This is a genomic window from Flavobacterium sp. (genome assembly GCF_052437795.1).
Lineage (GTDB): Bacteria > Bacteroidota > Bacteroidia > Flavobacteriales > Flavobacteriaceae > Flavobacterium.
Map to the genome: position 1 here is coordinate 505,953 of NZ_JBQVPA010000001.1, position 22,422 is coordinate 528,374.

Below are 22,422 nucleotides of genomic sequence, written 5' to 3' on the forward strand. Positions count from 1 at the left end.
GAAAGGCCTTTAGTTCCTGTTTAAATTGCGTATATTGGCACGTTTTGTATTAACTATAATTAATAACGTAATTACTTATGTCTGAAGGAGAAAAGTTAATTCCCATTAACATAGAGGACGAAATGAAATCAGCCTACATTGACTATTCAATGTCGGTGATCGTATCCAGGGCGCTGCCCGATGTGAGGGATGGATTGAAACCGGTTCACAGGAGGGTGCTCTTCGGAATGTATGAATTAGGTGTCCTTTCCAACAGGGCGCACAAAAAATCCGCAAGGATCGTAGGAGAAGTATTAGGTAAGTATCACCCGCATGGTGACTCTTCAGTATATGATGCCATGGTACGTATGGCCCAGGAATGGAGCCTTCGTTACCTCTTGGTAGACGGGCAGGGTAACTTTGGTTCGGTAGACGGCGACAGCCCCGCGGCAATGCGTTATACCGAGGCAAGGCTAAGGAAGATATCCGAAGAGATAATGGCCGACCTTGACAAGGAAACAGTAGACTTCCAGCTTAACTTTGACGACACCCTTGAGGAGCCAACAGTAATGCCGACAAAGGTGCCTAACCTTTTGGTGAACGGCGCTTCGGGTATCGCGGTAGGTATGGCGACCAATATGGCCCCGCATAACCTTACAGAGGTTGTGAACGGTACGCTGGCCTACATAGACAATACAGAGATCGAGATCGACGAACTGATGACGCACGTTAAAGCGCCCGATTTCCCAACAGGGGGTATCATTTACGGCTACGAAGGCGTGCGCGAGGCATTCAAGACAGGCCGCGGCCGTGTTGTAATGAGGGCCAAAACGAGCTTTGAAGAAGTGGATGGCCGTGAGTGCATCATTGTGACCGAGATACCGTACCAGGTGAACAAGGCCGATATGATCAAGAAGACGGCCGACATGGTTAACGAGAAAAGGATCGAGGGCATAGCCAACATCCGCGATGAGTCTGACCGTAACGGTATGCGCATCGTCTACATCCTTAAAAGGGAAGCGGTGCCCAATGTGGTGCTAAATACGCTTTTCAAATTCACGCAGCTCCAGTCATCGTTCAGTGTAAACAACATTGCGCTTGTTGCCGGAAGGCCGCAAATGCTAAACCTGAAAGACCTTATCCACTATTTTGTCGAGCACAGGCACGATGTGGTGGTACGCAGGACGCAATACGATCTTCGTAAAGCCGAGGAGCGTGCGCACATATTGGAAGGATTGATCATTGCTTCGGACAATATCGACGAAGTGATCCGGATAATACGAAGCTCAAAAGATGGCGACCAGGCGCGTTCACGATTGATAGAACGTTTCAGCCTGAGCGAGATCCAGGCACGCGCCATCGTAGAGATGCGACTAAGGCAGCTTACAGGACTGGAGCAGGACAAATTAAGGGCCGAATATGCCGATATCATGAAATTGATAGCCGAATTGAAAGCGCTATTGGCAAGCAAAGAACTGAGGATGGAACTCATTAAGCAGGAGCTTACCGAAATACGCGATAAATATGGCGATGCGCGCCGTTCGCAGATCGAATATGCAGGTGGCGATGTGAGCATCGAAGACCTTATTGCCGATGAAAGCGTTGTGGTCACCATATCGCACGCAGGCTATATTAAGCGTACTTCACTATCTGAATATAAGACACAAAACAGGGGAGGCGTAGGCCAAAAAGGCGTTGCCACCCGCGACCAGGACTTCCTTGAGCACCTCTATGTGGCCACCAATCACCAGTATATGCTGTTCTTTACCCAAAAAGGGAAATGTTTCTGGATGCGCGTTTACGAAATTCCGGAAGGCAGCAAGACCAGCAAAGGCCGTGCGATACAAAACCTTATCAACATCGAGAATGACGATAAGGTAAAGGCGTTCATCTGTACGCAGGACCTGAAAGACCAGGACTACATCAACAGCCATTATGTGATCATGGCGACCAGGCAGGGTATCGTGAAGAAAACCCTGCTGGAGCAGTATTCACGCCCAAGGCTCAACGGTATCGCTGCGATCACCATCCGCGAAGACGATGAGCTATTGGAAGCAAAGCTGACCACAGGCGAAAGCCAGGTGCTTATCGCGGTGAAGTCGGGGAAGCTGGTGCGCTTTGAAGAAGGCAAGACCCGCCCGATGGGCAGGAGCGCTTCGGGAGTGCGTGGTATCACACTCGCTGATGAGAAGGATGAAGTGATCGGCATGGTTTCTGTAAATGACATGAACAGCGAGATACTTGTGGTGTCCGAGAACGGATATGGCAAGCGCTCGAGCCTTGAGGATTACAGGATCACCAATCGTGGCGGTAAGGGTGTGAAAACATTAAGCATTACGGAAAAGACCGGTAGCTTAGTGTCTATCAACAGTGTTACCGATGCGGATGACCTTATGATCATCAACAAATCGGGGCTTACGATCAGGATGATGGTGTCCGACCTTAGGGTTATGGGACGTGCCACGCAGGGTGTACGCCTTATCAATATCAAGGGCAACGATTCTATCGCGGCGGTTACAAAAGTACTTCGTGAGGAAGATGCCATTGAAGAAGCGATCGAAGAGAACATTGAGGAGCTTGGCGCTGAAAACCTTCCGCAGGACATGAAGGAAATAGCTGAAGAAGGCCTTGAGGATTCCGGAACTGAAGAAGAACAGAACGAAGAATAATATTTAAATATATCAATATGAAAATTAAATATGCCATTGCTGCGTCGCTATTGTTATCCCTAAGTGCGTTCGCACAAAAGGATGAGCTGAAAGGCCTCAAGAAGATAGTGGACAAAGATACTCCTCCAACAAAAGAGGATATGACAAAATTTAAAGAGCTTATCGCTGCCGCCGAACCCAAAATGAGCGCGGCTACACCTGAGCAGCAGTCAGATTTTTATTATTATAGGGCTTCGGGCGGTGTAATGGAATTGATGACCAATCCTATGCTCATGGCTGACATTAAAAAGGCATCGGCTGTGCTTAGTAGTTCGATAGACGATTTCAATAAAGTGCTTGAAGTTGAAAAGAACGCTAAAAAAACACATACCAAAGAGATCCAGGAGGAGATATTCCCTGAAGTGAAAACAATGGTTGGTAATATTGCCAACCAATTGGCAGAAGGGAAAATGTATAAGGAGGCTGCCGCTTTGTACGGGCTGGTATATAAGCTTGACCCAAAAGACCATGCCCAACTTTACAATGCTGCGGCAATGGCTGTAAATGGTCAGGATTATGACAACGCGCTTAACTATTACCTTACGCTTGACAAGTCAGGTTTTACAGGTGAAGGCACTGCCTATGTTGCTAAGAACAAAAAGAGCGGACAGGTAGAGGGCTTTCCAAATAGGGAGACCCGCGACATTGCTATTAAGACGGGCGAATATCTTGAGCCGAAAGATGAAAAACTGCCTTCGCTAAAAGGTGAGATCACTAAGAACATTGCGTTGATCTATGTTCAGAAAGGTGAGAACGATAAGGCAAAAGCTGCCATGACCGCTGCCAGGAAAAACAATCCTGAGGATGTTAACCTTATTGTGGCCGAAGCGAATATCTATTACCAGGCAAAAGATATGGAAGGTTATAAGAGGCTTATCAATGAAGCCGCGGCTAAGAACCCTAACAATCCTGAATTGTTTTACAACCTTGGCGTAGTAGCCTCTGAGACTGATAAAGCTGAGGCTAAGAACCATTACAGCAAAGCGCTTCAGATCGATCCTAACTACGAGCCTGCGCTTGTGGGCATGGCTTCGCTTATCCTTGGTGATGAAGAGAAGATCGTTAATGAAATGAACAGCATTACCGGTACCAGCAAAAAGGAGAACGACCGTTATGATGCCCTCAAAAAGAAAAAGGACGCTATATATACCGAATCGCTTACCTATCTTGAAAAGGCACATAAGATAAAGCCCGACAACCAGTATACCATATCGCTTCTTACAAGCATTTACCAGGCACTTGAAAGGGATGCCGACTACAAAGCGATGAAAGCTAAACTAAAGGGGTAATTTAGGCCTTCCTTATAAAAAAGATCCACCGTGAAAGCGGTGGATCTTTTTTATTCGGTCGTAAGATTACATTTCGTTACTCTGCAAAGTACTCTATTTTCCTTTCTACTATGAAAGCCGGTTTGTTATTAAGGCTTACGTTTTTTTTCGTCCAGTTGCCTTTTGCGTCATATTCATAAGTGTAAGTGCGGCTGTCAATTATCTCCCCTTTTGCGTTCGCTGTTTTGGTCGCGGTAAGGTTGTTGTGGCTATCATAAATATTGATCAGTTCCTGCTCTTTACTGCCATTGCGTGAGATCACATAGCTAAGCATATTGCCATTATTATCATATTTGTATGCCTCATGCGTTACCGACCTGTCATAAGTATCGGTAATATAGCGCTCCAACAGGTTCCCCCTTTTATCATAGTTGCTTTTTTCTGTCATGGTCACGGCGCCGTCGGGGCCTGTAGTTTCCTTTTTTGTGATGTTCTTCCCGTTGTATTCAAAAGTGGTCTTATACAAAGTCTTGACTTTGCTGTACCTTGTTTCAGAGATCTTTCTGTTTTGCGTGTCATACTCATAAAGGTTCTTTACCTGTATGTACTCCGTGTTCAGGTACAGGTTTTCGCCTTTCAGGTTGCCTTTATTGTCGTAAACGTAGGTTGTCCTTCCATTCGGGTTATCCTGGTTGGAAAAAGTCTTCATTTCGGTTAGCGATTTGCCGTTGTAGGTCATTGCAGTACGGTCAAGCTGGGTATTATCGCCATTGCGGCGGATGATCGCCGTAACATTCCCGGCCTTGTCGCGGCTATGCTCGGTCTTGATCCCCGGCTCCCCATTGATATATTGCATTTTGCTTATCTCCTTTTCCCTGCCCCTGAATTTTGATTCCTCAAAAGGCGTTGTTCCGTTAAGCCATTTTTTTTCTGAAATAAGCTGGCCTCCTTCATTAAAGGCAAGGTCGGTATCATGCGCGCTGGCAATTTCCTGCTTTGGGCTTCCTTTTTGCCAGTCGCCAACTGCTTCATGCGATCTCTCAAATACGGACTTCACATGGCCTTCCAGCTTGTAAAAAGACCATTCGGCTTTGCTTAGGTCTGCAGGTTTTTTCTTTTCTTCTTCCTTGCACGATGCCAAGAACAGCAGTAACGCTATCGGGTATAAATATCTCATTTATGTGTTTGGTTTAGTAATTCCCAAAAATCATCCTTTTTTTTGAAACTGGCAAGGTCAGGGAAACACTCATGATGTAGATCTTGAAGTATTTCACACATTCCCTGATCATAGTGAATAAAAGATCCGCCCGAAGGCGGATCAATTATGCAAATGCTTTTATTCGTTGCAGGAAGATCATTTTTTTATCGCAGCATCATACTTTTTGCCTACTGCATCCCAGTTGATCACGTTGTAAAAAGCTGTGATGTAATCCGGCCTTTTGTTTTGGTACTCCAGGTAATAAGCGTGTTCCCATACGTCAAGCCCAAGTATAGGCTTTCCGGCCACAGCAGCGCCCGGCATTAGCGGGTTATCCTGGTTTGCGGTGCCTGTAACAGCCAGTTTTCCGTCTTTTGTCACCACAAGCCATGCCCAGCCCGAACCGAATTGCTTGGTAGCAGCTTCAGTAAATTGGGTTTTGAACGCATCGAATGAACCAAAGTCTTTTGTGATCGCTTCCGCCAAAGCGCCTTTGGGCTCACCGCCGGCTTTTGGTGCCATGATCTCCCAGAAAAGGGTGTGGTTATAATAGCCGCCGCCATTGTTGCGTACAGCTTTATTATCCGGTGCAAGGGTGGCCAATATCTCTTCGATGGTCTTCTTCTCAAGGTCGGTGCCTTTGATGGCCTTATTCAGCTCATCGGTATATTTTTTATAATGCTTCGAGTAGTGCACCTCCATTGTCCTTGCATCAATGTGTGGTGCAAGCGCGTCATAGGCAAAACCCAGCTTCGCTATGGCGAACGGCCCTCCTTCGGCTTTCACGTCGTCAGGGTTGCCCTGCGCGGCAGCCGGTTTGGCTTCCTCTTTGTCCGGTGCCGGAACTTCTACTACTTCTTCAAGCTCATTTTTGTCCTTGCACGATTGCAGCGATGCTATCACCACAAGTGCCGAAAGGAAGATCTTTACTTTTTTCATATTGTAATATTATTTAGTTAAGGAATTTATGGTCTCTATGTAAAGCTGCTTGGCCTCGTTGGGCGAAAGGTGCTGCACCTGGATCCACGCGTTCATTTTAAAGGCATTCCTCAGGTCAAAGTTTTGGTAAAGCCCTTTTGGCTCGCCTGATGTTGCCTGCTTGTAATAGGCATAAATGCGGAGCATAACGTCCTGCGGCAGCGAGTCGGTCATTTGGGAGGCTTTTTCGTAAGCCTCCTGAAAAAGGGTATCGAGGTCCTTTTCGGCCATGTATTATGCTTTTATTGCTATTACCGTTTTTCCGCCAACCGCTTTCTGGTTCAGCTTTACATTCACTTCTGTTCCCAATGGCAGGAACAGGTCGACCCTCGAGCCGAACTTGATGAACCCTGCATCGGTACCCTGCGCTGCCTGCATGCCTTCGCGGGCATAGTTCACGATACGCCTTGCCAGTGCTCCGGCGATCTGCCTGTACAGTATCTCGCCAAAATGGCTGTTCTCGATCACGACCGTTGTACGTTCGTTCTCTTCACTTGCTTTCGGGTGCCAGGCCACAAGGTACTTGCCCGGATGGTATTTGCTGAACTTTACCAGGCCGTTTACCGGATAGCGTGTTACGTGTACATTGATGGGCGACATAAAGATGGAAACCTGCAGGCGCTTGTCCTTAAAATATTCCGGCTCGTAAACCTCTTCGATCACCACTACTTTGCCGTCTACAGGCGCAATGATGCTGTGGTCGGCCGCATCGGTATAACGCTTGGGATTCCTGAAGAACTGCAATATCAGGATCAGGAAAATGAGCGCGAAGACCTGAATGGTCTTCAGTAGCCAGAAATTGTGGATGAACTGTTCGGTGAGGATCACAACCCCAACGGTTATCGCAAGCGCGATAAAAATAATTTTTGCTCCTTCTTTATGAAACATAGTGTATGATTTGGTAATACAAAAATAGGAAAGGTATCGCAAATATGATACTATCGAGCCTGTCTAAAATTCCGCCATGGCCCGGCATTATATTCCCGCTGTCCTTTACGCCCGCGACGCGCTTGAATTTAGATTCTACAAGGTCGCCTAAAGTCCCGAATATCACAAGGATTGCCGCTGATGCCATCCAGTGTAACGGGCTCAGGACTTTGAAATAAATGCTCAGTATATATCCTGCCGCTATGGCGAAGACCATCCCGCCCAGGAAACCCTCAATGGTTTTCTTCGGGGAAATACGCTCGAAAAGCTTATGCCTGCCAATGGCTTTGCCGACAATGTAGGCGAAGGTGTCGTTGGTCCAAATGATGACGAAGCAGCCTATTACAATAATTGGTGCATAGGTGTCTCCAATATTGTAGCCGCTTTTATTTAGTGAGAATACAGATAATTTGATGATCAGTATGAAAGGAAGTATAACATAGCCGATCAACTGTGCATATTTCACAATGTCATTTTTCTGTGCTGATGGCCTTGTGCTAAAAAGGTCTTCGAGCAATAAAATGGAAATTAGCACCGATCCAAGGGAAGGCATCAAATTTCCGGAAAAACTATGATTTGGGATCATAAAGACGAACAGGCCGAAAAAAGCAGTGCCTACAAGTATAGGAACAATGTAATTAAGATCAACCAGCCTGCAGAATTCTGTAATGGCTATCAGCATGAAGATGCTGAATAATGCCATAAAGCTAATTGGGGAGTAGAGCGTTGCGCCCAGCAATAATGCAATGTATACGATGCCCGACAGTGCCCTGACTATGCTTTCATTCATCTTACAGGTCCTCTAAAAGCAGCAGGTACAGGTTTTTCGCGGCACTGCCATAGTGCATGAAATCTTCTTCCTTGGCTTTTTCGAAATATTTTATGGTGGTGATGTTCGTAGGGTAGTCTTTGTCGTACTTGCGCTTTATTTCGCGCAGGCCGTCGCTCTTCGTGCCCAGTATCTGGCTGGTAGTGGCATATACCACGATGTTGGCAGGAAGCTCATGCGGCTTCTTTTGCTTGATCTGGTTGGATGAAAAAAGGATGGAGCCTTCGTCGGCCACAAGGTTCTCGCAGGTCGCCAAAATGAATTTAGGCTGTTGCGGATTGTTATAATTTAGCCTGTTCTCGTCGAGCAGGGGGTATAGGCGCGGCTCAAAACACAGGGCTTCGCACTCAAACCAGTCATTCTCCTCAAGTACATTAAGGAACTGCTCGTGCACTTCACCAAGGTTATCGCAATAGATGAACTTACCTCCATTTTTACGGAAGTTGACCATGAACATCTCATCTATAGGAAGTTGTTGTTCCGGTAGGTAAGGGTGCCCGTCCTGCCCGTGTTCTTCACCGGATACATCATTTGCGGCACCAAAGATTTTTTTAAAAAGACTCATAGAGATTTCCCCCGTTTTTACCTTACATACCCAAAGATAAAAAAATCTTAATTCAATTTAACGATCGAATTAAGATTTTTGGTTTTATTTAGTAAATGTAAGTTTACGCTTCTGTAACTGCTTCATGCCCATGCTTGTCGAAAGGCCTTTTTCCGAAGATCTCCTCAAGGTCGTCCTTAAAGATCACTTCCCTTTCGATAAGGATGTCGGCCAGCTTGTTCAGCTTGTCTTTATTTTCGGCAAGAATGTTTATAGCACGCCTGTATTGTTCTTCGATAAGCGCTGATATCTCCTTGTCGATGATCTGTGCCGTATCTTCAGAATAAGGTTTGGAAAAATTATACTCGCTCTGTCCTGACGAATCGTAGTAAGTTACGTTCCCTACTTTTTCATTAAGGCCATATATCGTTACCATTGCACGTGCCTGTTTGGTCACTTTTTCAAGGTCGCTAAGGGCGCCGGTCGATATTTTGTCAAAGGTCACCTTTTCAGCAGCGCGGCCTCCCATAGTGGCACACATTTCGTCGAGCATCTGTTCCGGTCTCACGATCAGCCTTTCTTCAGGAAGGTACCATGCGGCCCCAAGGCTTTGCCCACGAGGAACGATAGTTACCTTCACCAGGGGCGCGGCATGTTCCAGCATCCAGCTTACAGTGGCGTGACCTGCTTCGTGTATGGCGATCGCGCGTTTTTCTTCCGGCGATATGATCTTGTTCTTCTTTTCCAGTCCGCCTACGATACGGTCTACCGCATCAAGGAAATCCTGCTTGTCCACTGCTTTTTTGTCGTTACGGGCGGCAATAAGCGCTGCTTCGTTACATACGTTGGCAATGTCCGCGCCCGAGAAGCCGGGGGTTTGTTTGGCAAGGAATTCGGTATCCAAGTCTTCCGACTTTTTAAGGGGCTTAAGGTGTACCTCGAATATCTCACGGCGCTCACGGATGTCCGGAAGGTCAACATATATCTGCCTGTCAAAACGTCCGGCTCTCATAAGGGCTTTGTCAAGCACATCGGCGCGGTTGGTCGCTGCAAGGACGATAACGTTGGTATTGGTGCCGAAACCATCCATCTCAGTAAGGAGCTGGTTCAGTGTATTCTCGCGCTCATCGTTAGAGCCTGAGAAGTTATTCTTGCCACGGGCACGCCCTACAGCGTCAATTTCGTCGATGAATATGATAGCCGGGGATTTCTCCTTCGCCTGCTTGAAAAGGTCGCGTACCCTTGAAGCACCCACACCTACGAACATCTCTACGAAATCAGAACCCGAAAGCGAGAAGAACGGTACTTTGGCCTCGCCTGCAACGGCTTTCGCCAAAAGGGTCTTACCCGTTCCCGGAGGGCCTACCAGCAATGCGCCTTTTGGTATCTTACCACCAATGCTGGTATATTTTTCAGGATTTTTAAGGAACTCAACGATTTCCTGTATCTCTTCCTTGGCGCCTTCAAGTCCTGCTACGTCCTTAAATGTCACCTTAATATCGTTCTTTTCGTCGAACAATTTGGCTTTGGACTTGCCGATATTGAATATCTGGCCACCGCCACCGCCAGCACCGCCGCCTGACATCCTGCGCATCATGAAGATCCACAATGCTACCAGGATAAGGATAGGGAGGATGCCGATGAGCAGGTCGCCCCAAATGCTGTCCGGTTCCGAAGCATACTCGGCAAGTTTGCCTTCCTGATAAGCTTTGTCAAGCTTTTCATTGAACAGCTCATTCTTATCGCCAATATTTACCGAATAATGAGGCCCTTTGACCGCGTTGCCGAGCATGTCTTTTTGCTGCAGCTTCGAGTGCTCCTTGTTTTTAAGGAACTCATCTTTAATATAAACTTCGGCATTTGTCTTGTTGTAAACCACCTTGCTTACCTGTCCGGCATCAAGGTATTTATAGAATGTGGAAAGCGACGTAGGCTTGGGGTCGCTCCATGATGAACCGCCAACAACGTAATTGATGGCAAGGAACATCAGCAGTATACCGCCGTATATAAGCCACGGGCTTACTTTTACCTTATTCGGTTTGTTATCTTTTGACATGAAATTTCGTTGGATTAGTAGTTGCTTGGGATCGATGTTATGTTGGCATCACCCCACAGGCTTTCTATGTTGTAATACTCACGGATATGCTTCTGGAAAACGTGAACCACAATGTTCACATAGTCCATAAGTACCCACTCGCCATTTTCCGTGCCTTCCACGTGCCATGGCTTGTCTTTCAATTCCTTTGAAACTATTTTCTGGATAGAGTGAACTATCGCGTTCACCTGAGTATTTGAAGTACCGTTGCAGATCACGAAATAATCGCACACGGTGTTATCTATCGCCCTGAGGTCTAGGATATCAATATCATTTCCTTTTACTTCTTCGATCCCTTTAATGATGTTGGCTAAAAGAGCATCATTACTTACATTTTTTTTCGCCATCTAAAAATTTATATTTTAGCAAAGTTACCATTTTTTGTATTTACTTTTGAACCTTAACACAAGATTAAAAAGATAAATCCGTCTTATTTTGTAATGAATATCATCAAACTCAGTGCCATTAGCTCGACCAACGACTACCTTAAGCAGCTGCTTGCCGAAAGGTATGTAGAAAACTTTACCGTAGTCGTGGCCGAAAACCAAACACAGGGAAAGGGGCAGATGGGGGCGAAGTGGGATGCGGAGCCGGGCAAAAACCTAACCTTTAGTGTGTTAGTGAAAGACCTGCTTTTGGGTATCGCCGAGATCTTTACCCTTAATGCAGCAGTTGCCCTGAGCATTGCACAGGCTTTGGAAGGATTTACAAAAAAGGAAATTTGCATTAAATGGCCTAACGACATTTTGGCAGGCAATTACAAAATTGGCGGGATATTAATAGAGAACAGCATCAGGACTGATGGCGAGATCTATTCCATCATAGGTATTGGTCTGAATGTCAATCAAAAGGATTTTTCGGGACTGCCAAAAGCATCATCACTGTCAGTAATTGATGGCGCCGACTTCGATAACGAAGCAATAATGCTGGTAATAACAGAAAAGCTCAGGCGTAATACATCGCGGATCCTGAATAAGGATATTGATATGATATGGTCAATGTACCACGACAGGCTCTTTAAAAAAGATGTCCCCATGCCGTTTGAAAAAAAAGGCCACAGGTTTATGGGTATTATCAGGGGAGTGAGCCGTAATGGCGATCTTGAAGTGTTGTTGGAAGATGACACGATCGCATCTTTTGGGTTGAAGGAAGTTACTTTATTATATTAGTCGCAGCCGCATATTTCTAAAAATGCAGCTGCGACTGAAGCTTTTAATCTTCAGTATCCTCATCTTCAAAATCACTAATAAGGAAGTCGATAGTAAGCTCTATGGTTTCGCCATTTTCGCCAAGGCCCCAGTAGGCAGGGTAGTACCCGTCACCCCAGCCAGAGGCGAACATGATGGCATTGTTGTCTGATCCGGCATTAGGGTGGTGGTCGTTCCAGTCGCCCAACTGCCTCGAAAAGTTATTCTTGCCCGAATATTGCATGAACTCTTCTGCCAGCACTTCATCATAATAGTTGGATTCCGGTTTGCCATCCTGCACGCTGTCGATCTTTGCGATAAGTTCCGCGTTTGTTTCCTCGTCAAGAAAACATGCCAGCCCCGATTCTACAGGGAAGCCATAGAATTCGTCGTCTCCCAGGTCGTTAAGCTCTTCAGGGGTCAGGTCGTCAGTAAGCGCGAGTATCCATCGTGATGCGGTCTCAGGGCGGAATTTAATCTTCGCATATGCGATCCTGTGGTGCAGCTCATCCATTTTTGCCACGTAAATGTAAACAGGATATTTATCAGGCTCCACGGTTCTTGAAAAAGGCCGTTGCTCTTCGGTAAAAAATGGGTCGGCGGCGATGATCCTTCCGGTAGGCAGGTTTACATCGCCAATATGTATCTCTACAAGTTCCTCCGCCTGCATGGCTTCATCCAGGCCATACGGTAGTTCGAATTCGTTATTATCTTTCATGGTGTGTTTTGTTTTGGGTATTAAAAGTACTCAAAACATCTGTGACAGTGCTTACTTTATAAAATCTTTAACCCGTGAGCGAATTTCTAGATCCCAGAGCTAGCTACAATGTATCCTCGTCTTCAATAAAGCCGTTGCCGCTATTCATAAAAAGTGATGTGCTGATGGTCTCGCCAATATCAATGATCCTATATCCGAAAGAATCTACATTGATATCTATAACCTGTGATGCTTTATTTACCTGGAAGGAAACAGCCGGGGTAATGTACTGCGTGATATTGCCTTCCCGCCGTGCGTCGGGCATGTGGTAATGGCCGCAAAAAACAGTTACAGGTTTTTGGCACTGCTGCAATAAGGCATTGATGCGTTCCCGTCCCTGCAGCGGGTAAATATGGTCCATGCCGGTATCGAGGCCAAGCACCGGGTGGTGGATAAAGATGATGAATTCCTTGTCTGTCCCAACTTCCTTGATAAGCCAGCTGAATTGCGCATCGCTGATGTGGGCTGATGAGGAATCGAGATAAATGAACTTGTACTCCACGTCTTCGTAGGAATAGTACAGTTCCGTATCACTCGCTGACGGATGTGTAAAATGCTTCACGACTTCATCGTGGTCATCATGGTTACCCAATATCGCTTTGTGATCGGGACAAAGATCAGCCAGTTTACTAAAGAATTCAGGGTAATGGCCCGGTTCGGTAATGTCGCCGGCAAAAACAAGCAGGTCGGCATCTTTTTCGGCGATGTCACTCAATACGGTGTCAAGGTTCTTTTGAGGGTCGATTCCCCTGGACATGGGGGTAGTATCACCCAGATGGGTGTCGGTAATAAGGGCTATGCGCATTAAGGCTTTGGATTAGTGTCTTCTTCATATGATGCCTCCATATGCTCCGGCAGTTCGAGGTCGGGGTGGAGGGAAGGAATGATCTTCCGCATCATTTCTATAGGGTGGTCGGTAGAGTCTATAAAGTACCAGTGCGCCCCGTTGTCTTTGGATAATGCTATCACTTTGGCGTAGGCCGTCAGTTTGCCGCCGGGTATGCGCATTTCTATTATTTCGGTAAAAGTGGTTTGCAATTCGCCTTCCGACTCCAGTATTTTCGAGGGTGCTGAAAACGTCACGTTAATAAAGCTGACGCCCTGCTCTTCAAAAGACCTGAAGCTTTCCTGCGTGTCGGAAAGCATTTTATCGCGCCCACCCATCATCGATACCACAACAGGATGGCTGTACTTTATAAAGGCCGCATAGTCCTTACTGACAAACGCCTTGCCCATGGCATTAGCCTGCGTAAGCAATGCAGTATCCAGCGCGCCATTTACCCCCTGGGAGCGGCCCATGACGCCTACGAGGATACAGAGGGCCAGCAAAAACTTTTTCATAACTGTCATATCTCCGATAAAAATATAAAAAAGCCTTTTAGTTTTTGCTAAAAGGCTTAAAATTTAACGCGTCATGCAGTGTTTATCTTATAATTTATGCATATTATTTGCTAATGTCTCGATGAACTTGCTTATCGGCCCTTTTACCATCATCGCCATCATAGCATTGAACTCTCCTTCAAAAAGCAACTGCACCTCGCTCGAACTGTCTGAAATGCTGCTGATGTTCCCTGTAAGCGTGAATGGGAGCTTGTCGCTCGCGGCTCCTAATACAAGTTTGTTTGGAGCCTGCCTGTCCTTCATTTTCAATTTGATCTCAGGCATTCCTTTTAATGCGAATATGAAAGACTCCTCGCCGGTCACTTCGAACTTTGAAATGTTATCCGGCATCAGCTTCTCGAAGTTCTTTACATCGCTCAGCTGGTCGAATATATAGTGTGCCGGTTGGCTTACAGTTACTTTTGGGCTTTCTAAGTTCATTTATTTCAGATTTTAAATCTTTAAATATTTTAATTTTCAATAATTACTGTCCCCACGTCGAAGGGTTTTTCCTCCACTCCTTCAGGGTTTCCTGCTCTTTTTCGGTAATATATTGTTTTGCCGCGGCTTCTTCAAGCAAGGTGTCATAGTTACCTAGCGTATGCAGCGTTATATTTGCTTTTTTGAAATTCTCCACAGAAACATCAAACCCATAAGTGAATATCGCCACCATCCCTTTTACGTTAGCACCGGCGGCTTTTAGCGCATCAACGGCCAAAAGGCTGCTGTTTCCGGTCGATATCAGGTCTTCTACCACAACTACGTTCTGGCCTTTTTGCAAAAAGCCCTCCACCTGGTTCTGGCGGCCGTGTTTTTTAGGCTCAGGACGCACGTATACGAACGGCAGTCCCATGTACTCTGCCACAAGCATCCCTATACCGATAGCGCCTGTAGCTACCCCGGCAATAACGTCGGGCTTGCCAAATTCCTTCTCAATATGCTTGGAAAACTCCTCACGGATGTAATTGCGTATCGGTGGAAATGAAAGAGTTATCCTGTTATCGCAATAAATAGGCGACTTCCAACCCGAAGCCCATGTAAATGGTGTTTGCGGATTTAATTTAATTGCGTTTATTTGTAAAAGCAATTCGGCTGTTTTTTTAGCGGTGTCTGTATTGAAAATCATACTGCAAATGTATAAAGTTTTTGTAAACGATAAGCCACTTTTTTTGACCAACCAAGTTGAAAAAGAAACCGATTTCCAGATGTTCTTACTGGAAACCGTTGATATTGAGCAGCTGATAAAAAAGATGTTCAATAACAAGGTGCAGAAAGCCTTTTTATATTACCCTGACGAGAAGGAGATCCTCAAAAAGCTGAAGGAGAAGATACCTGTAGCAAAAGCTGGCGGAGGACTGGTGTATAATGCCAATGGCGAGGTGCTTTTCATTTTCCGTAACGGTAAGTGGGACCTGCCGAAAGGCGGCATAGAAAAAGGGGAGGAGATCGAGGATACGGCCATGCGCGAGGTAGAGGAGGAGACCGGTGTTAGCGGCCTGAAGATCATCAATAAATTGCAAAAAACGTATCACGTTTTCAAACGTAACGGTGTGTATAAGCTCAAGGTGACGCACTGGTTCGAAATGAAGACCAATTATAACGGCCCGCTTACCGGACAGGCTAATGAAGGCATCGAAAAAGTGGCCTGGCTAAAGCCGGATGAGATCAAAGATGCATTGCAGAATTCTTACGACAATATAAAGCTGTTGTTTGAGAATGCGGAAGTGGAAAGGTAATAATTTCAGATTTTAGATTGTAGATTTCAGATTGAGCTTCACTCTTGCTGTAGATGCTACATTTATGGAGCAGCAGTGGAAAAATCTACAATCTGAATCTGAAATAATTCAAGGCAACAACCTCGGCCCCAGCCAGTACATCCAGATAAACCACCCGAAAGCACTTCCGGCCAACCCTGATAGCAGGAAAGTGAACCTCTGTTGTTTTATGATGGCTTTAAAAACTACCCACCACAGGATAAGTACCGCTGGGATGAATGTTGCCAATCCGAACGACCAGTCCGGCCATCCGAAGTAGCGTGAAATGCGGGGTTCATCGCTGGCTAAACTTTGCGACGAATAAAATTCAGGAAGCGACATTATGAAGTTGAACACTTGCCGCGACCAGAAGAAGGCCAGTAATACTCCAATCCAGTGCTTTACTTTTAAAGGATCGATAAGCACTCCCTTTTTGCGCCAGCGCCATAACAGCCAAAAGCCAAGCATCCCGGTAAGCATGGTTTGTGCCGGCCCGCCCAGCACAATCAGCAGTGAGTGTTGTTTCGGGTGTTCCTTAAACTTGCCGCTTAGCTGCTCGCGGTATTCGAGATAGTATTTCTTTTCAGGCGAATCTTCTTTTGCGTGTATCTTAACTTTGTCTGCTTTATATAAAGAATCAAAAACCGCCATCTCCCGCTCGCTGATGCCGGACCTTGTCCCCGAAGAAGCATAGCTGATGTAGGCATCATAGCCAAGTGCTTTACTTACTGCATAATGGCCGCCTTCATGGCTTACAGTGCCTATGATGGTTGCCAGTACGAACGCGAATGTGAGCAGGGCAAACAGGCGCGGATCAAGGGTGAGGGGGAGGTGTTTCATTTTAAATGTGTTAGCTTATCCACCAAGAGAGCGTCCGGACTGGTTCCCATTTTTTATTTTTCTTTGTAAAGAGCATTATAGAGCCCCCGCCTGACAGAGGGCCGTAAGAGCTTGAAACATAAAATGCTGCTGTCTTACCATCTTTAGAAAATATCGGTTTGGCATACACCAGCATTATCCCTTTTCCAAACTTTTTCCTGTAACCATCCCAAAAGGCAGAAAATTTCTCAGTCTTTATCGCATCATTAAACATTCTTTTAAGCGTATCGTCTGAAATCAGACGCACTTTTTCTGACAATAATAGTTTTTTGCCTTTGAGTGTAAAAGCTGTTGTGTCTCTCAATTGCTTACGCACAAATTCAAGATCTTCCTTTGGGAAAGCGTTTTCAATTTTACTCAAAATGTGGTCATTCTCATGAAATGGCTCAATAAACAACTTGTCAGGCAGATTAGCTTCCTGATATTCTGCTTGCGACAAATTAAGGTTGATAAGTTCATAGGTTTCCTTTTCAAAGGGCACGTTATCAGTCAATTTCAGTGCTTTCTCTTCGCACGAAAAGAGGGTACCTGAGGCGAGTAATAAAAAGAAAAACTTCGATACTGTCCGTATCATAGCGATCTCATCTTCCTGTAAACAGGATATTCCATGTGTGTTTTCTCGTAATATTCCGACTGCGTATAGATCCAGTCCAGCTGGGCATCACCATCATTCGCAAAGGCCCTGTCCTGCTTTTTTTTGGCGTCGAATTCCGTTTTGAGTTTCGGGTTATCCTTCAGTAGCTTAGCAGCAGTATCTTCGAATACATAGGCCGAAAAATACTCTTTCTGTTGTAGTATCGCATCAAAAAAGTTCCAGTTAAAGTACGAGTCGTTGGCCTGTGGCTCAAGTGTTTCCAACAGGTATTTCACGCCCGGCTGGTTTGTCGGGATCACAAAGTCCCCTTTGCGGAAAAGCACTTTGCGGGTAGTAGCTTTTACTTGTGTGCCGTAGTGCGGGTAATGCCCCTCATATGGCGATCTCGAAGTTTTATGGTCAACGATGCGGTAGCTTTCCACCTCGATCTCAGTATCCTGTGCCAAGGGTTCCATTCTGATGTTGTTGATTTGAAGCAGTTCGACGGCATTCCACCACGATCGCGGAATGATATAGGCTTCCGGGATGGTCACTTCCAGGGTTGGGTTATAGCGCTGGTAGTAAGGCACGGTCTTGCTGAACGGCTTTTTGCGGTCGTAATACAGCCTTGGCTTGCCCGATACCTCGCTGGTTTTGAAACCGCCTTCGTAACCCAGGAAAGGCAGTAGTGTCACTTCCGTAGAATCGATCTCCCACAGCAGCGGGTACTGCATACCGGCCTTGTAATGCCTGTCATTTTCTGAGCGAAGCTCTTTTATGCGCTTATGGTTTTGCTCGATGTAGGCAAGGGTTTCGGCCATGTATTCATAGGTAACCTTTACACGGTCGGCATAGTTTTTCAGCATGTGTGTTTCGGGCATCGACCCAGGTACGTTGAACATCGAGGCATACCCCGTGGAGTACCTCGGGTAGTCCATGAACTGCGCAAATCCGCCGTCAGGTTTTTCGTCGTGTATATTCACGTAAGGAGTCGCCTCAATGCCTTTGGCTTTCATTGCTGCCAGTATCTTCGGCAGCATTTCGGCCTTATAGAAAGTGCCCAAATTGCCGCCCAGCTTTTGGTGGTGAGTGGCGATATAGGTGAATACATATTGGTAGTCGGCGCCGTTGCTCACGTGATTGTCTATAAAGATGTCCGGCTGTACCTTGTGGAATATCTCCGCAAAGCTGCGGGCATTTTTGGTATCGCTTTTCAGGAAATCGCGGTTAAGATCGTAGTTGCGCTCATTGCCGCGGAAGCCATAACTTTCCGGCCCGTTCTGGTTGGCCCGGCTGTGCGAATTGCGGTTGAGCGCCCCGCCGATGTTGTAAATAGGGATCATTACGATAACCGTATTCTTCGGTGCCGGTACCTTGCCTGTAGCAAGGTCGCGGTACAACATCATTGTTGCGTCGATGCCGTCAGGTTCGCCGGGGTGAATGCCATTGTTAACGAACAGCACTGCCTTGTTATCGTGCATTTTTGCTAGATCGAACACCTTATCGGGATTGTAAATGACGATGTGCAATGGGATGCCACTGTCGGTCGGGCCCATTTCGAGCAGTTGTACGGACTCAAAATCCCTGTCCAGCAGCCTGAAAAAGTCGATGGTCTCCTGGTAGGTAGCGGTTTGGTTGCGGTTGCCTTTTTCGTAAGGTGTTGTGTACATATTTTTTTGTGCCGACAGGGTCGCCGTAAACAGCAACAATGCTAAAAGTTTCTTCATAGTCTTATTTCACGCGTACCGAATTGGGTACTAGTACTGTGTAGTCGCCACCGTGGCGCAGTACGTCCCTCACAATGCTCGAACTGATGTACGATGTGCTGGCCGCGGTAAGCAGGAATACGGTCTCGATCTGCGACAGCTTGCGATTAGTATGCGCGATGGCTTTTTCGAACTCGAAGTCGGCCGGGTTGCGCAGGCCGCGCAGTATGAATCCGGCCCCGACTTTTTTGCACAGGTCGATGGTAAGGCCCTGGTAGGTGATCACTTCGATCTTTGGCTCATCGGCGAATGCCTCTTTTATGAACTTTAGTCGCTCCTCCAGAGGGAACATGTATTTTTTCTCGGCATTCACGCCTATGGCCACCACGATCTTATCAAATAACGGCACGCCACGTTTGATGATGTCGTAATGTCCAAGGGTTATGGGGTCGAAAGACCCGGGGAATACAGCTATTCTCATCTTTTTTTGTTTCAGGTTTAAAGTTTCAGGTTTTGAGTGAAGTTGCTCCCTCTCCTTTGGAGAGGGCTGGGGAGAGGACTACCTCTTCCACAATACTTTTCTTTTCATCGCCTGCTGTATCTCGCTGTCCAGCAGATCGCTCATTGCTACCCCGGCATGTGCGGCCTGCTGCGGAAAGATGCTGGCAGGCGACAGTCCCGGATTGGTATTGATCTCTATGAAATGCGGCTCGCCATCCATCACGATGAAGTCAGTTCGGCTAAACCCGCTCATTCCCAGCGCCTCATAGGCTTTGGCGGCCGTTTCGCGTATCTTCTGTTCGGTTGCGGCATCCACGCGGGCAGGGGTTATCTCCTCCGATTTGCCCAAATATTTCGCTTCATAATCAAAAAAGTCATTGTGCGACACGATTTCGGTCAGACCCAAAACCGTAGTCTTACCGTTGTAATTCAGGACACCTACCGATACTTCCGTACCTTTAAGATACGATTCGATAAGGATGTCGCTGTCTTCCGCGAAAGCGAATCCCAATGCCTTATCAAATTCGGCCAGGTCATTTACTTTCGAAACACCCAGGCTGCTGCCGCTCTGGTTTGGCTTTACCATGAAGGGGAGGCCCAAAGTGGCTTCTACCTCTTCAGCGGTAATACTGTCCCCTTTGGACAGGTATATCGACTTCGCCCTGGGAATGTTGAACTTCGCGAGTACGCTTAACGTATCCCGCTTGTTGAACGTTAGCGCGCTTTGGTAAAAGCCACAGCCGGTATACGGGATCTCCAGCAGTTCCCAGTAGGATTGCATGTGGCCATCCTCGCCCGGTGTACCGTGGATAGTATTGGCAATGACATTAAAAGTGGTTTTCTGCCCGTCCTTCTCAAAAGAAAAATCGCCTTTGTTAATGGGATATTTTTGTCCGTCAATGAGTACGTCCCAGCCTTCTGGGAGGATGTGCACTTCATACGGCGTATATTTAGTACGGTCAAGGTTGTTGAGTATCAGCTGCCCGCTGCGTATCGATATGACGGACTCATCTGAATATCCGCCCATTACCACTGCTATGTTCATTTATTTATAAGTATTGGTTGTAAGCCGGCGTGTGTACCGGTACTTACACAAAATTATCATTATTTGCGTTATATTGATAGTCTGTCGGGAATTTATGCTAACCGTGGGGGAACTTTCTTGCAAGCAGTTGGTTTTTCTGCTTTGCAGAATTGTTTTTACCACACTGGACACAAATTAAGGCCGCACAAAGCACAAGGCGAAGCGTACCTTTGTGATCTTTTAGCAGGCAAAATAGTATTTGTGTCCTTTGTGAAAGATCTTTGTGCTTGGTAAAAAGCACCCCACAGAGGTTACCGTCCTTATCCATCGCAAAAGTTTAGTATTATTCATATCTTTGCCAAAATTGATTTTGTATGAGCCTTAAAAATTTCCTGACGAGTAAAGTATTCTTCAAGCACCTCGCGATAGCCATCGGCATTGTGATCGTAGTGGTTTTCCTTGTACTGCAATGGTTGGGATTTGCCACCAACCACGACCAGAAGATACCGGTGCCGGACCTTCGTAAAATGAAGGTGGAGCAGGCTGCCGAAGCGCTTGAGAACATTGATCTGGAATATGTAGTCCTCGATACGGTGGATTTCCGCCCGGAGTTCCCTCCTTACAGCATTGTAGAGCAGGATCCGTTACCGAACGTGAATGTTAAGGAAGACCGTAAAGTATATATCAAGGTGAACGCGGGAAAATTCAGCACTATTGCGCTTCCCGACCTGATACAGAAAACCTATCGTGCTGCTATTCCGACATTAAAGGCTAACGGGCTTGAGGAAGGCAAGAAGACGTATAAACCGTATTTGGCAAAAGATGTAGTTCTTGAAATGTGGCAGAACGGCAAAAAGCTTAAAGGAGGCGATAAAGTAATGAAAGCCTCGAAGATCGATCTGGTATTGGGCGACGGAAAGACAGGTTATGAAGAGCCGGACAGCACAGGGACACAGGATATTAATATTGATGACGAAGAATAAATGACGACACGACCTATTATTGAAAACGACTCGGAAGACGAACTATACGAACACCACAGGTTTGAGGCAGGAAAAGGACAGGCCCCGCTAAGGGTAGACAAATTCCTGATGAACCTTATAGAGAACATCACCCGGAATAAGATACAGAAGGCTGCCGATTCAGGGAACATTTTTGTGAATGATATCCCTGTTAAGTCGAACCACAAGGTAAAGGCCAGTGACATAGTGAGCATGAAGCTCGAACACCCGCCTTATGAACACCTGCTGGAACCGGAAAACATTCCCCTGGACATTGTGTATGAAGACGACCAACTATTGGTAGTTAACAAACCCGCGGGGCTTGTGGTGCACCCGGGGCATGGCAATTATTCAGGTACACTAGTGAACGCGCTGGCTTACCATTTCGAGAACCTGCCTATGAACAGCAGCGAAAGGCCGGGACTGGTACACCGCATTGATAAGGATACTTCGGGTCTTTTGGTGATCGCCAAGACCGAACTAGCCATGGCCGGACTTACAAAACAATTCTCCGAAAAAACTTCCGAAAGGGAGTATATTGCATTGGTTTGGGGCAACTTAAAAGAAGATGAAGGTACGATCGAGGGCAACATCGGCCGAAATCCCAAAGACCGTATGCAGAATATGGTGTACCCTGATGGCAGCGAAGGCAAGCCCGCAGTAACCCACTATAAGGTCATTGAGCGATTGGGTTATGTTACGCTCGTATCCTGCCGACTTGAAACAGGACGCACCCACCAGATACGCGTACACATGAAGTACATAGGGCATACGCTCTTTAACGACGCACGCTATGGTGGCGACCTAATACTGAAGGGCACTACCTTTACCAAGTACAAACAATTTATAGACAACTGCTTCAAGATATTGCCAAGACAGGCGCTGCACGCACGCACGCTGGGCTTTGAGCACCCTGTGACCAAAGAGTTCCTGCGTTTTGAAGCTCCAATTCCGGCAGATATGACCGAATGCGTTGAAAAATGGAGAGTGTATTCCAAATCGCATACGGCGGAAGAGGAGGAGGATTAAATTCCACCACTATTTTGAGACGCAGGCCTGGACTGCGTCTCGCGTACTGATTTGCCTCTTTTACGTAAGACTAAGGCACTGCGTCTATACAATACAAATTTCGG

The 22,422-nt window shown here is 46.4% G+C and carries 24 protein-coding genes; 6 read left to right on the top strand and 18 right to left on the bottom strand.

Going from position 1 to position 22,422, the window contains the following annotated elements; genetic code table 11:
• The first annotated feature begins 77 nt into the window (after window positions 1-77).
• Both gyrA and ACT6R0_RS02355 read left to right on the top strand, forming a co-directional pair.
• Window positions 78-2,648: a DNA gyrase subunit A gene (gene gyrA, locus ACT6R0_RS02350; RefSeq protein WP_444650934.1), complete on the top strand. Its 2,571-nt coding sequence runs from the start codon at window positions 78-80 to the stop codon at window positions 2,646-2,648.
• A 17-nt stretch (window positions 2,649-2,665) separates the two neighbouring features.
• Window positions 2,666-3,976: a tetratricopeptide repeat protein gene (locus ACT6R0_RS02355; RefSeq protein ID WP_444650935.1), complete on the top strand. Its 1,311-nt coding sequence runs from the start codon at window positions 2,666-2,668 to the stop codon at window positions 3,974-3,976.
• A 76-nt stretch (window positions 3,977-4,052) separates the two neighbouring features.
• Here the strand turns inward: ACT6R0_RS02355 and ACT6R0_RS02360 are convergent, their stop codons facing one another.
• The 8 genes from ACT6R0_RS02360 to rsfS all read right to left on the bottom strand — a co-directional run bounded on the left by ACT6R0_RS02360 (window position 4,053) and on the right by rsfS (window position 10,873).
• Complete coding sequence (locus tag ACT6R0_RS02360; protein WP_444650937.1) at window positions 4,053-5,132, bottom strand: RHS repeat domain-containing protein; 1,080 nt, start codon at window positions 5,130-5,132, stop codon at window positions 4,053-4,055.
• A 177-nt stretch (window positions 5,133-5,309) separates the two neighbouring features.
• Entirely contained in the window at window positions 5,310-6,092 is a 783-nt protein-coding gene (locus tag ACT6R0_RS02365) for a superoxide dismutase (RefSeq protein ID WP_444650939.1), read from the bottom strand.
• A gap of 9 nt (window positions 6,093-6,101) precedes the next feature.
• Entirely contained in the window at window positions 6,102-6,362 is a 261-nt protein-coding gene (locus tag ACT6R0_RS02370) for an acyl-CoA-binding protein (protein ID WP_444650941.1), read from the bottom strand.
• A 3-nt stretch (window positions 6,363-6,365) separates the two neighbouring features.
• The gene (locus ACT6R0_RS02375) at window positions 6,366-7,019 is read right to left on the bottom strand and encodes a phosphatidylserine decarboxylase family protein (RefSeq protein ID WP_444650943.1); all 654 of its coding nucleotides are present in this window, start codon (window positions 7,017-7,019) and stop codon (window positions 6,366-6,368) included.
• Entirely contained in the window at window positions 7,009-7,848 is an 840-nt protein-coding gene (locus ACT6R0_RS02380; protein ID WP_444650945.1) for a phosphatidate cytidylyltransferase, read from the bottom strand. The genes ACT6R0_RS02375 and ACT6R0_RS02380 overlap by 11 nt, the downstream gene beginning before the upstream one ends.
• Before the next feature lies 1 nt (window position 7,849).
• Window positions 7,850-8,452 (bottom strand): lactate utilization protein B/C, encoded by a 603-nt coding sequence (locus tag ACT6R0_RS02385; RefSeq protein ID WP_444650947.1) that lies wholly within the window; start codon window positions 8,450-8,452, stop codon window positions 7,850-7,852.
• Window positions 8,453-8,555: 103 nt separating this feature from the next.
• The gene (gene ftsH / locus ACT6R0_RS02390; protein ID WP_444650949.1) at window positions 8,556-10,487 is read right to left on the bottom strand and encodes an ATP-dependent zinc metalloprotease FtsH; all 1,932 of its coding nucleotides are present in this window, start codon (window positions 10,485-10,487) and stop codon (window positions 8,556-8,558) included.
• Between the two features lie 14 nt (window positions 10,488-10,501).
• Window positions 10,502-10,873, bottom strand: coding sequence for a ribosome silencing factor (gene rsfS / locus ACT6R0_RS02395; RefSeq protein ID WP_444650951.1), 372 nt, complete (start codon window positions 10,871-10,873; stop codon window positions 10,502-10,504).
• A 93-nt stretch (window positions 10,874-10,966) separates the two neighbouring features.
• On the opposite strand from rsfS, the gene ACT6R0_RS02400 reads away from it, so the two are divergent.
• A complete protein-coding gene (locus tag ACT6R0_RS02400) occupies window positions 10,967-11,695 on the top strand; it encodes a biotin--[acetyl-CoA-carboxylase] ligase (RefSeq protein ID WP_444650953.1) in 729 nt (242 codons plus the stop codon).
• A gap of 43 nt (window positions 11,696-11,738) precedes the next feature.
• Here the strand turns inward: ACT6R0_RS02400 and ACT6R0_RS02405 are convergent, their stop codons facing one another.
• The 5 genes from ACT6R0_RS02405 to pyrE all read right to left on the bottom strand — a co-directional run bounded on the left by ACT6R0_RS02405 (window position 11,739) and on the right by pyrE (window position 14,976).
• Window positions 11,739-12,431: a DUF4241 domain-containing protein gene (locus ACT6R0_RS02405; RefSeq protein WP_444650955.1), complete on the bottom strand. Its 693-nt coding sequence runs from the start codon at window positions 12,429-12,431 to the stop codon at window positions 11,739-11,741.
• Window positions 12,432-12,534: 103 nt separating this feature from the next.
• Window positions 12,535-13,275: a metallophosphoesterase family protein gene (locus tag ACT6R0_RS02410; RefSeq protein ID WP_444650956.1), complete on the bottom strand. Its 741-nt coding sequence runs from the start codon at window positions 13,273-13,275 to the stop codon at window positions 12,535-12,537.
• A complete protein-coding gene (locus ACT6R0_RS02415) occupies window positions 13,275-13,811 on the bottom strand; it encodes a hypothetical protein (RefSeq protein ID WP_444650958.1) in 537 nt (178 codons plus the stop codon). The genes ACT6R0_RS02410 and ACT6R0_RS02415 overlap by 1 nt, the downstream gene beginning before the upstream one ends.
• Window positions 13,812-13,898: 87 nt before the next feature.
• On the bottom strand, window positions 13,899-14,291 hold the full coding sequence (locus ACT6R0_RS02420; protein WP_444650960.1) for an SRPBCC family protein: 393 nt from the start codon (window positions 14,289-14,291) through the stop codon (window positions 13,899-13,901).
• Window positions 14,292-14,334: 43 nt separating this feature from the next.
• Entirely contained in the window at window positions 14,335-14,976 is a 642-nt protein-coding gene (pyrE, locus tag ACT6R0_RS02425) for an orotate phosphoribosyltransferase (RefSeq protein WP_444650961.1), read from the bottom strand.
• A gap of 7 nt (window positions 14,977-14,983) precedes the next feature.
• Between pyrE and ACT6R0_RS02430 the strand changes: the two genes are divergently transcribed.
• The gene (locus ACT6R0_RS02430) at window positions 14,984-15,586 is read left to right on the top strand and encodes an NUDIX hydrolase (RefSeq protein ID WP_444650963.1); all 603 of its coding nucleotides are present in this window, start codon (window positions 14,984-14,986) and stop codon (window positions 15,584-15,586) included.
• Window positions 15,587-15,694: 108 nt separating this feature from the next.
• Here ACT6R0_RS02430 and ACT6R0_RS02435 read toward each other — a convergent pair whose 3' ends face one another.
• The 5 genes from ACT6R0_RS02435 to ACT6R0_RS02455 form a co-directional block, all read right to left on the bottom strand.
• The gene (locus ACT6R0_RS02435; RefSeq protein ID WP_444650965.1) at window positions 15,695-16,444 is read right to left on the bottom strand and encodes a hypothetical protein; all 750 of its coding nucleotides are present in this window, start codon (window positions 16,442-16,444) and stop codon (window positions 15,695-15,697) included.
• A 10-nt stretch (window positions 16,445-16,454) separates the two neighbouring features.
• Window positions 16,455-17,057 (bottom strand): hypothetical protein, encoded by a 603-nt coding sequence (locus ACT6R0_RS02440; RefSeq protein WP_444650967.1) that lies wholly within the window; start codon window positions 17,055-17,057, stop codon window positions 16,455-16,457.
• Window positions 17,054-18,784, bottom strand: coding sequence for a hypothetical protein (locus tag ACT6R0_RS02445; protein ID WP_444650969.1), 1,731 nt, complete (start codon window positions 18,782-18,784; stop codon window positions 17,054-17,056). Before ACT6R0_RS02445 ends, ACT6R0_RS02440 begins: the two co-directional genes overlap by 4 nt.
• Before the next feature lie 4 nt (window positions 18,785-18,788).
• The gene (gene coaD / locus ACT6R0_RS02450) at window positions 18,789-19,244 is read right to left on the bottom strand and encodes a pantetheine-phosphate adenylyltransferase (protein ID WP_444650971.1); all 456 of its coding nucleotides are present in this window, start codon (window positions 19,242-19,244) and stop codon (window positions 18,789-18,791) included.
• 78 nt (window positions 19,245-19,322) lie between these two features.
• Window positions 19,323-20,309, bottom strand: a complete 987-nt coding sequence (locus ACT6R0_RS02455; protein ID WP_444650973.1) for a D-alanine--D-alanine ligase — start codon at window positions 20,307-20,309, stop codon at window positions 19,323-19,325.
• A 353-nt stretch (window positions 20,310-20,662) separates the two neighbouring features.
• On the opposite strand from ACT6R0_RS02455, the gene ACT6R0_RS02460 reads away from it, so the two are divergent.
• Window positions 20,663-21,271: a PASTA domain-containing protein gene (locus ACT6R0_RS02460; RefSeq protein WP_444650975.1), complete on the top strand. Its 609-nt coding sequence runs from the start codon at window positions 20,663-20,665 to the stop codon at window positions 21,269-21,271.
• Complete coding sequence (locus tag ACT6R0_RS02465) at window positions 21,272-22,318, top strand: RluA family pseudouridine synthase (protein WP_444650977.1); 1,047 nt, start codon at window positions 21,272-21,274, stop codon at window positions 22,316-22,318.
• Window positions 22,319-22,422: the final 104 nt, after the last annotated feature.